The organism is Fictibacillus phosphorivorans, from assembly GCF_023715845.1.
Taxonomy (GTDB): domain Bacteria; phylum Bacillota; class Bacilli; order Bacillales; family Fictibacillaceae; genus Fictibacillus; species Fictibacillus phosphorivorans_D.
The window spans coordinates 19582-35004 of sequence record NZ_JAMBOR010000029.1 but is presented as its reverse complement, the minus strand read 5'-3'; the positions used below and the strand labels follow the sequence as shown (position 1 = coordinate 35004).

The window sequence follows — 15423 nt, the reverse complement described above, 5'->3', positions numbered from 1 at the left end:
AAAATAAAAAAATATATGCACAGCGCAAAGAAACGATTGAACGGGTTTTCGCTGATGCAAAAGAAAAGCATGGTATGCGATGGACGAAGCTCAGAGGGCTCAAAAAAGTTTCCGCGCACGCGATGCTCACTTTCGCTGCCATGAACCTTAAAAAACTGGCAAACTGGACATGGCGAGGGCCATGTCCAGTGTAATAAAGGTCTAAAAATCCCTGAAAAACGAATAGGTAACGAACAAACCCCATCTCAAATTGATTTGAGATGGGGTTTGTCTACGTTCTGATAGAACTTCCTCGGAAGTTCTATTTTTTTGATGATAACAACATTAAACTTTAACAGAGCCTTTTGATATAAAAAAGGGCTTGAACTCAAAGTTTTTACACTCCAAGTCAGCCCCACTTTCAAGATATTTATATCGTCTTTAAAAACCGGTCGATCCGGCGCATCGCTTCTTCAAGCTTTTGAACGGATGTCGCATAAGAACACCGGACATGTCCCTCACCGCTCTCACCAAAAACACTTCCCGGTACAACAGCAACCTGCTCTTTCATCAGAAGCTGTTCAGCAAACTCTTCAGATGAAAGTCCTGTCTTTTTGATTGAAGGAAATACATAAAAGGCACCACCTGGTACATGGCAGGATAAACCCATATCCTCTAATGCATGAATGACCAAACTCCGACGCTGGCGATAGCTTTCCTTCATTCTCACTACATCTTTCTGTCCATTAACGAGTGCTTCAAAAGCAGCATGCTGAGCCATGGTAGGCGCACACATCATCGTATATTGATGGATCTTTAGCATAGCTTGTAAAATCTCTTTAGGACCGCAGGCAAAGCCTAATCGCCAGCCTGTCATAGCAAATGCTTTTGAAAATCCAGAAATTAAGATCGTGCGGTCTCGCATATTTCTCACAGCAGGAAAGCTTGTATAGGGTTCATCGTACGTAAGTTCCGCGTATATCTCATCTGAAATAACGAGCAGGTCATGTTTCTCCACGACCTCCGCAATCCTTTCTAAATCTCCCTTCGACAACACCGTGCCTGTTGGATTATTGGGACTGCATAGCATAAGGACTTTCGTCTTTTCGGTTACGGCAGCTTCAATCGTTTCAGGCTGAAGCTTGAAATCATCTTCGCTGTACGTATTCACCGGAACAGGCACTCCGCCTGCCAGTGTGACGGTTGGTGCGTAAGATACAAAACTTGGTTCAACGACAATGACTTCTTCACCTGGATTCACGACCGCACGCAATGCGAGATCAATCGCCTGTGAAGCACCAACGGTTACCACCATCTCCTCTTCAGCACTATACGTAACACCAAAGCGTCTTTTCATATAGCGAGCAATCTCTTTTCTTAACTCCAACAGACCAGCATTGGCAGTATAAGCCGTATAGCCTTGCTCTAGTGAATGATAACTGGCTTCTATTACATTCCAAGGTGTAACAAAATCCGGTTCACCTACACCTAAAGAAATCACGTTTTCCATAGAGGAAGCGAGGTCAAAAAAACGACGGATCCCTGATGGTTGAATCGATTGAACGGTATTTGATAAATAGTTTGACGTTGTCATGGCGACACCACTATGCGTTTATCTTCATCATTATCACGAAATACAATACCGTCATGCTTGTACTTCTTCAAAATGAAGTGAGTCGTTGTAGATATAACCGAATCTAAAGTCGATAGTTTTTCAGAAACAAAACGTCCGACTTCAGCCATCGTCTTCCCTTCGATCGATACCGACAGATCGTAAACACCAGACATAAGGTATACCGCTTTAACCTCAGGAAAACGGTAAATACGTTCTGCTATTTTATCAAAGCCTACACCACGCTTAGGTGTAACTTTCACATCGATCATGGCTGTTACCGCTCCATCTTCAGTCCCTTTCGTCCAGTCAATAATAGCTGAGTAACCGAGAATCACTTTTTCTTTTTCAAGCTTTTCTATGATTTCCTGAGTTTCTTCTTCTGAAATACCCATTAACCTGGCGATCGTCGCTGTTTCTAGACGTCCGTTTTTTTCAATTAATTGCAACAGTTCGCGTTCTGTAGAATCCAAATCAATCAACTCGCTTTTAGTAGAATATGCTGAACATTATAACAAACCCTCTGTATTAAGCCACTTACCTTATCAATTTTCGGGAGTTCCATTTATTTCCTTTATCGTGTTGTATGCATGAAGAGCAACTATCTTCATATTATCCAAACTAGCCCTTTTTATCTCCAGCATATTGAAAATATCCCTGAATTTTGTCACCAATAAAATATTCGAATACGTTTCTATGTAGTTCTTTTCAAAAGCTTGTAAGGGTCTCAATTTTTTATATCCATCTAGGACAGCTCCAAAAACGTTCTCTGGGAAACTTCGTTTTATTACGGCTAAATCATGAATCCGGTATCCATATGCACAATGATCAAAATCGAAAAGTGAAAATCCATCTTCCTCGCTATAAAAAAAGTTGGATGGATTCGGATCACCATGAATGATCCCGTACCCTTGATGGGTTTTAGGTAGTTCATTCAATCCTTCTATAAGTTTGTTAAAACATTTATTGAAGAAGGAAATGTCACCAAAACCAAACATGTTAGTGTATTTCTCGATATGGTATAAAGGGTCCTCGATAAGACTCTTAGCGTTTAAATGACCCCTAGAAAAATCGCTTTGAAATGATTGTGCAGTCAAATGCAGATTTGCTAATAATACCCTAGTTTCATAGCTTGTTCAATCGTTAAACTTTCATCTATTGGTTTACCCGCCGCATATGGAAATAGAGCTAAATAATGATTTTCTCCATTATTGGTAATGACACTTATCGTTTCGTTATTTTTATTAACAACGGGAGGTATGACGGCTAGACCATTTAAATAGAGGTAACGAAGCAAATCTAACTCAAATTGTATATCATCACTGCTGCGTAAATAATATTTACCGTTCAAATACACCCTTAAAATGAACTTCTTCGTAGTAGTCTGGATAATATAGTGGTCATTAAAACTACTTCGTAGAAGCTTACAACTTAGTGGTGCAATTAAATGATATTTGTCATATAAAAATGAAACCAATCGTGTCTCATCAAAGGTTTTGGTTGATCCCTCCATTAAATTCCTCCATCATTTCTTATTAAAAGCAAACCTTATCATACTTCATTATTTATTCTTCCTAAGCAGTTAATTACCCTATTGGAATTTTCTTGTGTAATAAATTTAAAAGAGCGGATACACCCCCATTTGCCTGGTGGTACCCACCAACCACACCCTTTCCCAATTATTTTCCCACAAATTATTTAGTAAATTTTCTTAGCTTTTAATAAAAAATTTACTGAGAGATCCTTAAAACCTTTATCGAGTTTTGTCGTATTTTAGAATAAACAAAGGGATCTTGTCATTAATTATTTTCCGAAAATACAGAAAACTTATTGAAAGCCCCTTTTATAGGTGTTAGTATATAAAACATAAAAAGTAAAATATTTAGTAAATTTCATGAAAATTTTTATTTAGATTTACTAAATGAGGGATAAAGAGGTTTTACAGATGGCTACAATCAAGGATATTGCGGACAAGTCTCAAGTATCTGCATCAACTGTTTCGAGAGTCTTAAATAATGATGAAACGATTTCTGTACAAGCTGAAACAAAGGCTCGCATTCTTCAAGTTGCAAAAGAGCTTGGTTATAAAACTATTTTAGAAAGGCGAATGAAGCAAAAACAGCAGGAATCAAAAAAAGCTTTATCAGTGGGGATTATCGTATGTCAATCACTCGACGAAGAGTTCAGCGATCCCTATTTCTTTTCCATTCGTCAAGGAATTGAGATGGAACTGGTCAGACAAGGAGTCAAAGCAGTAACGTTTCGGTTACATGAAACGGAAACAAATGAAATGATGGACACCCTTGACGGGTTGGTGGTTGTCGGGCGGCTGAAAGAATCAGCGTTGAAGGCCATTAGTAAAGTAGAAAATGTCGTTTACGTCAATCATTCCCCTAACGAAGACCTTTACGATGCAGTAGTCATTGATTTTGAAAGAGCGACGGAAAAGGTTTTGAGGTACTTTTTAGAAGCTGGATACAAAAAAATGGGTTATATAGGTGGCCGGGAGAAGGAGCATATAAAAAATAAAAAATTCAACTCCGAAGATCAACGACAAACAACATTTGAACGATTTATGAAAGAAAAGGAATTATATAATCCCGATACTGTATTTATCGGAGAGTATTCAATGGCCCATGGCTATGAACTGATGAAAAAGGCCATACAATCTGACAATCTCCCCGAGGCATTTTTTATCGCCAGTGACCCCATGGCTATTGGTGCTTTAAGAGCCTTACAGGAAGCTAATCTCAAGGTACCGGAAGATGTTGCGATTATCGCTTTTGACGATATCGAAGCAGCAAAGTTTACTAGCACCCCTTTAACGACAATAAGAGTCCATACGAGGGAAATGGGAAAAACGGGTGTAAAACTTTTACTTGACCGATTAAAAAACGGAAGAGAACTTCCATTAAAGATCACGCTACCAACAGAATTAATCGTAAGGGAAAGCTGTGTAAAAAAATAAGAAGTTAAACTTTTAAGGAGGTGGTTATTTGTTCCCTTTATTGAAGCCTGTTACCGCTTCAATACTGATCATTTCTTGTGTGTTCATTTGGAATGATTATCAGTTTGCGATTTTCTTCCTCCAAGCTGAAGAGGTTAAAACGATTACGGTCGCACTGGCTGGTTTCTTTGGTGAAAATGCAAGTCGGATGAATCTAGTGGCAGCCGCTGCGATCATGGCTGTACTGCCAATGGTTGTGCTCTTCTTAGCTTTACAAAAGCACTTTGTTAAAGGATTAGCATCTGGATCAGTTAAAGGTTAAATGTTCGAAAACATTCATAGTGGAGGTTACGATATGTCTAAAATTACATTTCTTGGTGCAGGAAGTACGGTATTTGCGAAAAATGTACTTGGAGATTGTATGTTGGTTGACGCGTTGGACGGATTTGAATTTGCATTATTCGATATTGATGAGCAGCGTTTACGGGATTCAGAGCAAATGCTCAATAATTTAAAAGAAAGCCTTGCGAAAAATGTTACCATAAAGTCTTACATGAATCGGAAGGAAGCTTTAAATGGAGCAAAATATGTGATCAATGCCATCCAAGTTGGTGGTTACAAACCAAGTACCGTCATTGATTTTGAAATTCCAAAGAAATATGGATTAAGACAAACCATAGCAGATACAGTAGGAATCGGCGGGATTTTCCGAAACTTACGTACAATCCCTGTGATGCTTGATTTTGCAAAGGATATGGAAGAGGTTTGTCCTGAGGCATTGTTTATGAATTACACGAATCCAATGGCTGTTTTGACCGGTGTTATGAACCGATTTACAAGTATTAACACGGTTGGTTTATGCCATAGTGTTCAGGTATGTACGAGGGATTTGTTCGATGCATTAGGAATGGATCGAACAGGTGTAAAGGAAAAGATTGCTGGGATTAATCATATGGCATGGCTGCTTGAAGTAAGTAAGGATGGCGTTGATTTGTACCCTGAGATTAAACGCAGAGCCCGTGAAAAACAAAAAAGGCAGCATGAAGATATGGTTAGATTCGAGTTGATGGATAAGTTCGGCTATTATGTTACCGAATCCTCTGAACATAACGCCGAGTATCATCCGTATTTTATTAAATCGAATTACCCTGAATTAATCGAGCGATTCAATATTCCTTTGGATGAATATCCGCGCCGTTGTGAAAACCAAATTAACCAATGGGTAGCTATGAAAGACGACTTGGTGAATAATAAGGCATTGGATCATGTTCGTTCTCACGAATATGGTTCACGGATTATTGAGGCGATTGAGACAGATGTTCCATTTAAATTTGGCGGGAACGTGTTGAATACAGGCCGTCTGATTAGTAATCTTCCTGAGAAAGCCTGTGTTGAAGTCCCATGCATCGCGGATCGAAGCGGCATCACACCAACCTATGTAGGAGATCTTCCAGAACAATTGGCGGCATTAAATCGTACCAATATTAACACGCAATTGCTCACCATCGAAGCCGCTATGACCTTGAAAAAGGAATACATCTATCAGGCAGCGATGCTTGATCCTCATACAGCTTCGGAATTATCGATGGATGATATTATCTCTTTATGTGATGACTTAATGGAAGCACACGGAGAATGGCTTCCGAAGTTTACGAGTGATAGAGTAATAGCTGCAAGATCGTAAAGATATATAAGCCCGGACATTGTCCGGGCTTAATTGATCAAACACAAAATTTCCACCATGAATCCACCTGGTGCTTCCACATAGAACGTGTACCCATGTGACTCTTGTGGAGGCTCTACTGCAAATCCATCTTCTTTCAATCTTTGATTGATATGATCAACTTGTTCTTTATTCTCCTGTGGGAAACCAATATGGAAAGTCTCTGGATACTTAACATTCTTCCCTTTCATTAGAGTCAGAATCATACCACCATCATCCATCATCACTGCAAAAGCTTTTCCTCTGCTCCCTACACATTTCAATCCAAAATACTTTTCTAAAAACTCACGAGATGCTGAAACATCGGTCACTGTCAGGTTTATATGATTTAGTTTCATGATGCTCACGCCCCTTCTTTTAATTAAACCCCAAAAAGTTAGTTCGTTCCTTTTTAAATCCATAGTAGCGGTACACATCAAATATATTTATAATCTTATAGGAAACTTCATATTTTGTCAGACCATCTAAACATTCAATGGAGGAATAATAGATGAATATTTTGTTTTACCTACTGGTAATCGTGACGGCCAATGTTGTCACAGCGTCAACCATGCCATTAGTGGCTGGTAAATTAATCATCCCTTATGGAACCTTTTTTATTGGCCTTACTTTCATACTAAGAGACCTAGTACAAAGAAAGGTTGGTAAGAAAAAAACATATGGTGTGATTGCTATTGCTCTACTAGCATCAGCATTAACTTCTTATTTACTGGGAGATACACTTTATATCGCAGCTGCTTCTGCCTTAACATTCGTTCTTTCAGAGTCGATTGATACGGAGATCTATTCAAGAATGAATGCTCCCTTTTATAAACGTGTCTTATACAGTGGAGCGGTTTCTAGTCTAGTAGATTCTACGATCTTTGTTATCGTGGGATTATCACCGATTGGTGCTGGTTTCTTATCTTGGGATCTCGTACCCTATGCGATACTTGGACAATACTTAGTGAAACTACTCATTCAAGTCTTTATTTCTATGATTATGCGGAAACAAAACACGTTCAAAGAACTTACTTCCAATTAAACGTTAAAACTCGCTAATGATTGTTTTAGCGAGTTCTTTATTGTTCGGATGCTGTCTTAATCTTTTCTTCTACTGGTTATTTTTGCAAGAAAAAAACATCTACCTCATTTATCGGGGGAGATGTTTTTTCTTACTTGTTGTGCGAACGTTAATCCTTTAATAATGGAGGTACAGCCTTATATCCTGCGGCTTGATAGATTCTCTCAGTCAGCTTTACCACTTCTTTCGCGAAATCTCCAGGCACCATTACATCGTGATGACCAAGGATTGCAGCTATAAAACTTTTATCCGGATTCGTCTTTTGCTGAGGGAGTTCAGGATTAACGGGATCTTTACCATTCTGACGAAGAACGATCTTCCCGTTATCATAAAAAATGCCACCATCTTCTCCACAAAAAACATATGTTTCATGCCAACATGGAGCATTCCCAACAATATTTAGCCCTGCCACAACATTTTTTTCAAATCGTATCGTCGAAAATGAATCCTGTTCTACAGGTGTTTGATGCTGCTCCAGTTTGGATTCAACTTCAATTGGTTTTAACCCTGTAGTCCATAATAGTACGTCTACAATATGACTTCCAGAATCCATCAGCATTCCTCCACCCGATAACGATGGATCTTGGCGCCATGTCCCACTGGTCAGCATTTTCCAATCCTGATAGAGAGAAGCGGTTACGGATGTGAGTTTTCCAATGGTTCCATTTGATATGGCATCACGGATATAAAGGAAGGCCGGCTCAAAATGTCTTTGATAAGAAACTTGAAGAACTTTGTTTTCCTTTTTGGCCAATTTGATAAGTTGTTCTGCCTCTTCTAGTGAACAAGCCATTGGCTTCTCAATCAGCACATGACAATTATGGTTAATGGAATCGACCACTTGTCTAAAATGAAGGGTATGTGGTGAACAAATAACCACCGCATCCATCGGGATGTTGTCTAGCATATCAAGGTGGTCGTCAAACTGTCGAACCTCTTCAAGATTGAACGTCTCGATCAATACCTCTCTGTTTTTAGGATTGGGATCTGCAACCGCTACGATTGTCGCGTTCTCTAATTCTCCCAACTGTTTAACATGTACATGAGAAATACCACCTGTACCAATAATACCGATTTTTACGTTTTCCACTTATATTCCTTCTCTCATTAAAGAATTTTTTTACACGATCTCTTTAATTTATTAGGAAGGTTCATTATTTTGAAACAAGATTCGGTTGTTCTTGGAAATAAACGGCTTTCCCCGTTTTTGCAGATTCATAGATTGCCTCTAAGATTTGAGTCACGACATATGCTTGTTCAGGTTTCACAACAGGTTCTGTGTCATTGATAATGTTATCAATCCATAAACGGGCTTCTAAATCAGCATCTGATTCTGATTTCCCATCATAAAATGCAACTCCGCCAGCACCTAGATCAACATTAGTTGTATAAAGCTTACCGAAGTTTTCTCCGTTTACTCTTAGGCCGTCCTTCATATCGGCTCCGCCTTCTGTTCCGCTCAGTGAACACTTTGCTTCATCCACATCTAAAGAATTTAATGCCCAGCTTGCTTCTAAAACAATCGTGGCACCATTTTCCATTGTGATGAAACCAAATGCAGAATCTTCAACAGTAAACTTATCGGGATCCCATGGGCCCCAAGCGTTCGCAGCATCTCTCTTCTTATTTAATTTATGATAAGTCGAACCCATAACCGATTTTGGTTTATAGTTATCCATCATCCACAAGGTCAAATCAAGAGCATGTGTACCGATATCAATTAACGGGCCGCCTCCCTGTTTTTCTTCATCAAGAAAAACTCCCCAAGTAGGTACTGCTCTGCGGCGAATCGCATGTGCTTTCGCAAAATAAATCTCTCCCAGGTCGCCTCGTTCACATACCTTATGTAAATACTGGCTGTCTGGACGGAAACGGTTGTTATAGCCAATCGTCAGTTTTTTGCCTGAACGTTTAGCAGCTTCCACCATTTGACGAGCTTCCTCTGACGTTTTTGCCATTGGCTTTTCACACATAACATGCTTGCCGGCATTTAGGGCTGCTACAGAAATTTCCGCATGGGAATCGTTCGGAGTGAGTACGTGAACGACCTCGATGGACTCATCCTTCAATAACGCTTGGTAATTGTCATAAACTTTTGCATCCTTATTGCCATACTCCGCTGCTGCTTTTTGAGCTCTTTCCACAAGCACATCACAAAATGCAACCATCTCAACATTTTTTAGCCTTGATAAACTTGGCATATGTTTCCCATTTGCAATCCCACCACAACCGACAATAGCTACTTTTACTGTTCTAGACATTTTCTTCCTCCCCATATGAATTATTTAAAATATACTGCAAGATGTTCTTTTGCTTTTATGATTCCTTGACGCTCTTTTTCGAGTGATCCCCAATAACGATGATCCTCTAGTTCAATACTGACTGGACCCGTATATCCGATTTTTTCTAAACGCACGGCGACCTTTCCCCAATCAACGTCACCTTGTCCTGGAATGGTGTAACGCCATGAGCCTTCTGAAAAATCGTATTTTGCACCAAAAGTGGCTGGAATAACCCCACATTCATATAACTCATCATGTAATATTTCAGTATCTTTCCCATGACAATAATGAACTCTCTCTCCAAATTCACTTAAAAATCTTAAATGGTCGATGCCAAGTCGAACTAAATGAGATGGATCATAATTAACACCAAAATGTTTGGAAGGAACCTCATGGAACATAGCTCTAAGTATTTCAGGTGTACAGCCTAATGTTGGATAATAAGGTGCTGGTCCTGGCCATCCTTCTAATGCTATATAGAGGTCCTGCTGCTCAGCATGTTTGACGATACGAGGAAAAGTCTCTTTCCAAATTTCAAATGCATGATCACGCGGCATCGTAAGATCCTCTGGAACCAGACACATGAAGATCACTTTTCCACCTAGCTCAGCAACTTCGGTCAGTTGATGTTTAAGTGCTTCCTCCGCTTCAGATCGACTATTTTCATCCTTACTTAATAACTTGGTTTGACCAACCACACCTAGTCCATCGATAGAGCCGACTTCAAGACCTTCCTTTTCTAAAATGGATTTTACTTCTTGGTTATAATAGGGTACATCTATGACCTCTATCCCAATACTTGAAGCCAAGTTAGCAACCGACTCTATTCCGCCTTCCCCCATTTTCGGGGGTATTCTCATCCCAATTTTCTTATTCAAATAAAACCCTCCTACTATTTTATAATCTAGAATTCTATTTAATACCCGAGAATGTAATACCTTTTATAAATGTTTTTTGTAAAAAGAAGAATAGGATAATCACAGGAACAGTCATCATGGTTGATACAGCCATCATGAGACCCCACTCTGAGCCTTTTTGGCTTTGGAACTGCTGTAATCCTAGTGAAAGCGTGTATTGCAGGGAATCCGTTAAATAAAGCAATGGTCCCAGAAAGTCTGTCCAGCTAGCCATAAACTGAAATAGACCGACTGCCAAAACAGCTGGTTTTGCCAGTGGAAGCATAATCTGCCAGTAGATTCGAAATTCGCCAGCTCCATCAATCTTTGCAGCTTCTCTTAAACTATCAGGCAACCCCATGAAAAATTGTCTTAATAGAAAGATATAAAAAGGAACACCGAAAAAGGCAGGAATGACTAATGGGTATGGTGTTCCCACCATGCCTAACTTCTCAAATAATAAAAATAACGGGATCATGGTCACTTGACCAGGTATCATCATGACTCCAATCGTTATGATAAAAAGAATATTCCTGCCTGGCCATCTGAGTTTCGCGAAACTATAAGCAACAAGCGGGCAGGAAATTACAACCCCAATCGTACTTACAAAGGTAATAACTAAGGTGTTTTTTAAATAAGTGAAGAAAGGTATGTAAGACATCGCATTCGTGTAATTGCTCCACTCCACTGGTTTTGGTATCCATTCTGGCGGGAATGAAAATATTTGTGTCAACGGCTTTAATGATGTGGATACCATCCAAACAAACGGGATCATAAAGAAAATTGATGCCGTAATGAGGACGATATGTGCGGAGTAACGGGAAACTTTCTTTTTCATTGTTGCATCCATGGTTTCTGCCTCCTTATTTACCTTGATAATGGACCCAGCGTTTAGATGTAAGAAACACAAATGCAGTTAATCCCATGATAATCACAAACAGAATCCATGCCATTGCAGAGGCATAACCCATTTTAAAGAACTTAAAGCCGTTATCGTATAGATACATAACATAAAAGGTTAACGAATTTGCAGGCGTCCCCTGTCCTTGTGTTAACGCATAAGGTAAAGTGAATTGCTGGAAAGCACCGATAATCCCCATTACAAGATTAAAAAAGATAACGGGTGTTAATAGGGGAAGAGTAATATGAAAGGTTTTCTGAAACCAATTTGCTCCATCTACTTCTGCAGCGTCATAATAGTCTTCTGGGATATCACCAAGGCCTGCCAGATAAATAACGACTGCCTGTCCGATTCCCCATAATGACATCAAAATAAGAGATGGCTTAGACCACGTTTCACTTCCGAGCCACGCTGGGCCATCAATTCCAATTGAATTTAGAAAGCCGTTCACAAGACCGAATCCTGGATTTAATAGCCACATCCACAAAACGGCAAGGGCCACATGTGGAACAAGTGTTGGTAAGAAAAAGATGGTTCTATAAACAGCCATACCTTTCACTTTCATGTTTAGCAACATGGCAAGTGCAACACCAAAGAAGATGCTTAATGGTACATAGTAAATCACAAAGTAAACGGTGTTATAGACTGATTTCCAAAATAACGGATCGTGCATGAGTTCTTTATAGTTCTCTAAGCCGATAAACTCTCCTGGCTGAAGGATACTGTATGTTGTAAAACTAAAATAAATCGATGAGAACAATGGGATTGCATAAAAAACAAGTAAGCCGATAATCCATGGAGATGCAAATAAGAGTCCGTGTTTGTATTGTCCCCATTTCGATTTTTTCTTTTTGGGAACAATTTTTAATTGCTTGCCAGTTGGTGTTTTTGGGGACTCGATTTGTTCAACGACTTGCGCATTTGCCTTCAATTTCATCCTCCCCTTCTTTAATAGTGTAAGCACCTTTTTAAAAGGCTGTTTTCGTAAAATTTGTTACATTTGGGAGTAGTTGATTTCCGTTACAGGATGCTCGCTTTCCGCGGGGCAGGCGATGAGCCACATTCGAACGTTTCACTCTTAAGTGTCTCACCTGCCAGCCTGTCCCGCAGGAGTCTCGCACCTTTCTCTCCAATCAACTATCAATGAAGTCAATAAAAATAAGATTCGAAAGCAACAATCTATTAGAAAAGAGCCTTTTAAAAAAAAGGGGGAGAAGGTAAACCTCCCCCTCATTCTTTATTTTTTAAGCTCTTTATTCACTTTGTCATTTACCTTATCTAACAATTTTTTTGGTGTACCATTTCCTCGCGTCGCATTTTCAACGGCACTTGCTAGTTCATTCCAGTACAATGAACCTTGTGTCATAACTGGTCTATGATGGGAGTTAGGTAGAATTTCAACAAATTCTTTTAGAATCGGGTCGTTTTTATATCCTAGTTCTTCATTGACAGAATCGATTACTGAGAAATCTCTAGCAATTCCGCTAAAGATTTTTTGCCCTTCTTCACCACTAAAGAACTTCATAAATTCCCATGCAGCCTCTTTATTTTTTGCACCTTTAGGCATAACAACTGACCAACCGCCTGACCACGTAGTATGATTCTCTCCAGTTGGAGTCGGCATTGGGAAAACACCGTAATTTAAATCGGGTTTGAATTTTTTAATAGCAGATACTTCCCATGGTCCGCTTACTTTCATACTTAGCTGCCCCGATAAGAAAGGATCCATTGCACCTGAACCTTGAGAATCCGTGAATCCAGCGATGTCCTCGACATTATATTTCTTAGCAAAATCAGCTATCCATTCCAGCGACTCAACGACCTTTGGATCATTTGCTGTTGCAGTTTTTGTTTCAGGGTCATAGAAATCTCCTCCAAACGCCCAGCCCCAGCCATATAACCAGCCTTGGCCGTACCATGGAATAAAGCCAATTCTCTTAAACTTCTTTCCTTTTTTAATCGTTAATTTTTCAGCTGCTTCTTCTAATCCTGCAATATCTTTCGGTGGATTTTCAGGATCCAATCCTACTTCTTTAAAATGGTCTTTATTATAATAAACAAGCCGGGAATCCGTTGTAGTTGGCATTCCGTATAATTTCCCTTCGTAGCTCGCCTCTTCCCATGCAAATGGGTAATACGTATCTTTCGTAACTCCGCTTTCTTCAGCTAGCTTAGACAAATCCTCTAATGAACCTTGCGCTGCCCAAGAACCGATTTCAAACCGATCAAAGTAAGCAACATCTGGTGGATTTCCTCCTGAAACAGCCGTTAGTAGTTTTTCATTCTGTCCCTCACCCTGATTTGCCGTGTAAACAGCATTTATTTTGATGTCGGGATTTTTTTTCTCAAAAGCTTTTATGACTTCTTCAACAGCTTCCCCCGTAACATCTGTCATAGGATGCCAAAATGTAACGGTTGTTTGATCTCCGTTTCCTTTTGAACTACTTGAATCTGATGAGCATCCAGCTAAAAGCATTGAGAATGTTAAAACGAAAACAAATGCTAGTAATCCAACCCTTCTTTTGCTTTGCTTCATGTTAATCCCCCTTCATTTTTAATAAAATGCTAGTTTTTGACTAAATCTATTATGTACTTCTAGAAGCCCAGTTTAATTAAGCGCTTACATATCATATGTTATTGATAATAACAACTTAGGTTATTTACTAATAATATATCAATAGATTACTAACCGAAACATTATATGTCAATATATTTTTTGAATATTCAAAAAAACACCCCTTAAGTGGGGTGTTTTATATCTTTGATTTGATTTTGACTTTTGTCGATAATCCCTCGACTAATGAATAATCTAACTTCGTCAACTCTGGGATCTTCTCACCTTTAAAGTGCATCATTAATAACTCAACAGCCTTGCTTCCCATTTCTTGCTCGTGTTGACGTAAATGTGTAAAAGCGGGTTGATCAAAATAATTCTCAGGATAATCAAAACATACAAGCGAATAATCTTCAGGAACCCTTTTCCCTAAGTCATTTATTACCTTGTTCAATAACAGAGCCAAACCATATTCACAAACAATAAAAGCCGTTATCGTAGGATTTTCTTGAATAAAATCTTTGATTGCTTGGTAATCGGGACCCATCAAAATGCTTGAGTTTTCCTTATCACGTTCTGGAGGCAAGCTATTATTAAGACTTAATTGGAATTTCGGATTTAATTTGATCCCCTTTTTTGAATAGGCTTGATTAAATCCTTGAACCCGTTCTTCGATTGTTGATGTACCAGTCGGAGGCGGTGATAAAAACGCAATATCCTCATGACCCATAGAGAATAGATAATTCGTTATCTTTTCACTTGCTGACCGATTATCTGTACATACCGAGCTTGCCGGGATACCTTTTAAATAACGATCTACTAAAACTAAAGGGAAATCTGTTAAAACTAATTTTAATAATTCAGCATTGTAATGTTCCCCTTGAACCGGAAAAATAATAAGTCCGTCTACTCCGAATTGTACGAGGTTTTTAATGGCTCTCTCTTCTTCCTTTATCTGTCCTCCTGTACGTCTGATAATCAAGTGACAATTGTTTTCTAAACACTTTTCTTCAATGGTTTTAATAAGATTTGATCCAAAGGCGTCATCAAAATCAGGTATTATAAATCCAATTAATTTAATATCCGTTAACTTTGACTTGGGTGCTCGAATTTCAAGTTTATCTGCTTGATCCTCCGATACGAATGAGCCCTTACCCCTTAACCGCGTAATAATTTTATTTTGCGCAAGTAAGTCTAACGCTTTTTTTGACGTAATTCTACTAACATTGAATTCTTCAGCCAAATCTTTTTCAGAAGGAACTCGATCTCCTTGTTTGAGAAGACCTTGATTAATCTGATTAATGATATGGTCATAAATGGTTTCATATAAGGGAGTATTCATTTGTTTTTCACCTTTTTGTTATAGTTGTTATATCAATTATATATATAACATCTTTATTACCATACGACAAGAAATTATATTTTTGCACTAGTCATAAAGAACTGGACATTGGACTTGGTTCATA

General features: G+C 38.9%; 16 protein-coding genes and 1 pseudogene. 5 read left to right on the top strand and 12 right to left on the bottom strand.

Translation table 11 applies throughout. The features are described 5' to 3' along the window. Positions 1-194 (top strand): transposase (locus M3206_RS17315; RefSeq protein ID WP_251313764.1); only part of this gene is annotated, 194 nt, incomplete at its 5' end. A gap of 215 nt (positions 195-409) precedes the next feature. Here the strand turns inward: M3206_RS17315 and M3206_RS17310 are convergent. The 4 genes from M3206_RS17310 to M3206_RS17295 all read right to left on the bottom strand — a co-directional run bounded on the left by M3206_RS17310 (position 410) and on the right by M3206_RS17295 (position 3104). Next, entirely contained in the window at positions 410-1573 is a 1164-nt protein-coding gene (locus M3206_RS17310; protein ID WP_251313763.1) for an aminotransferase, read from the bottom strand. Further along, entirely contained in the window at positions 1570-2064 is a 495-nt protein-coding gene (locus M3206_RS17305) for an Lrp/AsnC family transcriptional regulator (RefSeq protein WP_251313762.1), read from the bottom strand. The genes M3206_RS17310 and M3206_RS17305 overlap by 4 nt, the downstream gene beginning before the upstream one ends. 72 nt (positions 2065-2136) lie before the next feature. After that, positions 2137-2589, bottom strand: a complete 453-nt coding sequence (locus tag M3206_RS17300) for a phosphotransferase enzyme family protein (RefSeq protein ID WP_251313761.1) — start codon at positions 2587-2589, stop codon at positions 2137-2139. A gap of 110 nt (positions 2590-2699) precedes the next feature. Beyond that, positions 2700-3104, bottom strand: a complete 405-nt coding sequence (locus M3206_RS17295; protein ID WP_251313760.1) for a hypothetical protein — start codon at positions 3102-3104, stop codon at positions 2700-2702. A gap of 432 nt (positions 3105-3536) precedes the next feature. Between M3206_RS17295 and M3206_RS17290 the strand changes: the two genes are divergently transcribed. The 3 genes and pseudogenes from M3206_RS17290 (at position 3537) to M3206_RS17280 (ending at position 6222) form a co-directional block, all read left to right on the top strand. After that, positions 3537-4559 carry a LacI family DNA-binding transcriptional regulator gene (locus tag M3206_RS17290; RefSeq protein ID WP_251313759.1) on the top strand — a complete coding sequence of 341 codons (1023 nt, stop codon included), beginning with the start codon at positions 3537-3539 and terminating at the stop codon, positions 4557-4559. Between the two features lie 28 nt (positions 4560-4587). Continuing rightward, a pseudogene (locus tag M3206_RS17285) lies at positions 4588-4860 on the top strand (carbohydrate ABC transporter permease); the annotation flags it as partial. Positions 4861-4893: 33 nt separating this feature from the next. After that, positions 4894-6222, top strand: a complete 1329-nt coding sequence (locus M3206_RS17280) for an alpha-glucosidase/alpha-galactosidase (RefSeq protein ID WP_251313758.1) — start codon at positions 4894-4896, stop codon at positions 6220-6222. 29 nt (positions 6223-6251) lie between these two features. Here M3206_RS17280 and M3206_RS17275 read toward each other — a convergent pair whose 3' ends face one another. After that, complete coding sequence (locus M3206_RS17275) at positions 6252-6599, bottom strand: VOC family protein (RefSeq protein WP_251313757.1); 348 nt, start codon at positions 6597-6599, stop codon at positions 6252-6254. 152 nt (positions 6600-6751) lie between these two features. Between M3206_RS17275 and M3206_RS17270 the strand changes: the two genes are divergently transcribed. Beyond that, positions 6752-7285, top strand: a complete 534-nt coding sequence (locus tag M3206_RS17270; RefSeq protein ID WP_251313756.1) for a VUT family protein — start codon at positions 6752-6754, stop codon at positions 7283-7285. Between the two features lie 148 nt (positions 7286-7433). Here the strand turns inward: M3206_RS17270 and M3206_RS17265 are convergent, their stop codons facing one another. The 7 genes from M3206_RS17265 to M3206_RS17235 form a co-directional block, all read right to left on the bottom strand. Next, complete coding sequence (locus M3206_RS17265; RefSeq protein WP_251313755.1) at positions 7434-8414, bottom strand: Gfo/Idh/MocA family protein; 981 nt, start codon at positions 8412-8414, stop codon at positions 7434-7436. A 64-nt stretch (positions 8415-8478) separates the two neighbouring features. After that, the gene (locus M3206_RS17260) at positions 8479-9585 is read right to left on the bottom strand and encodes a Gfo/Idh/MocA family protein (RefSeq protein ID WP_251313754.1); all 1107 of its coding nucleotides are present in this window, start codon (positions 9583-9585) and stop codon (positions 8479-8481) included. Positions 9586-9605: 20 nt separating this feature from the next. Next, positions 9606-10484, bottom strand: a complete 879-nt coding sequence (locus tag M3206_RS17255; RefSeq protein ID WP_251313753.1) for a sugar phosphate isomerase/epimerase family protein — start codon at positions 10482-10484, stop codon at positions 9606-9608. A 34-nt stretch (positions 10485-10518) separates the two neighbouring features. Then, positions 10519-11352 (bottom strand): carbohydrate ABC transporter permease, encoded by an 834-nt coding sequence (locus M3206_RS17250; RefSeq protein WP_251313752.1) that lies wholly within the window; start codon positions 11350-11352, stop codon positions 10519-10521. Positions 11353-11365: 13 nt separating this feature from the next. Continuing rightward, complete coding sequence (locus tag M3206_RS17245; RefSeq protein ID WP_251313766.1) at positions 11366-12265, bottom strand: carbohydrate ABC transporter permease; 900 nt, start codon at positions 12263-12265, stop codon at positions 11366-11368. Positions 12266-12640: 375 nt separating this feature from the next. Next, the gene (locus tag M3206_RS17240; protein ID WP_251313751.1) at positions 12641-13939 is read right to left on the bottom strand and encodes an ABC transporter substrate-binding protein; all 1299 of its coding nucleotides are present in this window, start codon (positions 13937-13939) and stop codon (positions 12641-12643) included. A 217-nt stretch (positions 13940-14156) separates the two neighbouring features. After that, positions 14157-15299 carry a GntR family transcriptional regulator gene (locus tag M3206_RS17235; protein ID WP_251313750.1) on the bottom strand — a complete coding sequence of 381 codons (1143 nt, stop codon included), beginning with the start codon at positions 15297-15299 and terminating at the stop codon, positions 14157-14159. Positions 15300-15423: the final 124 nt, after the last annotated feature.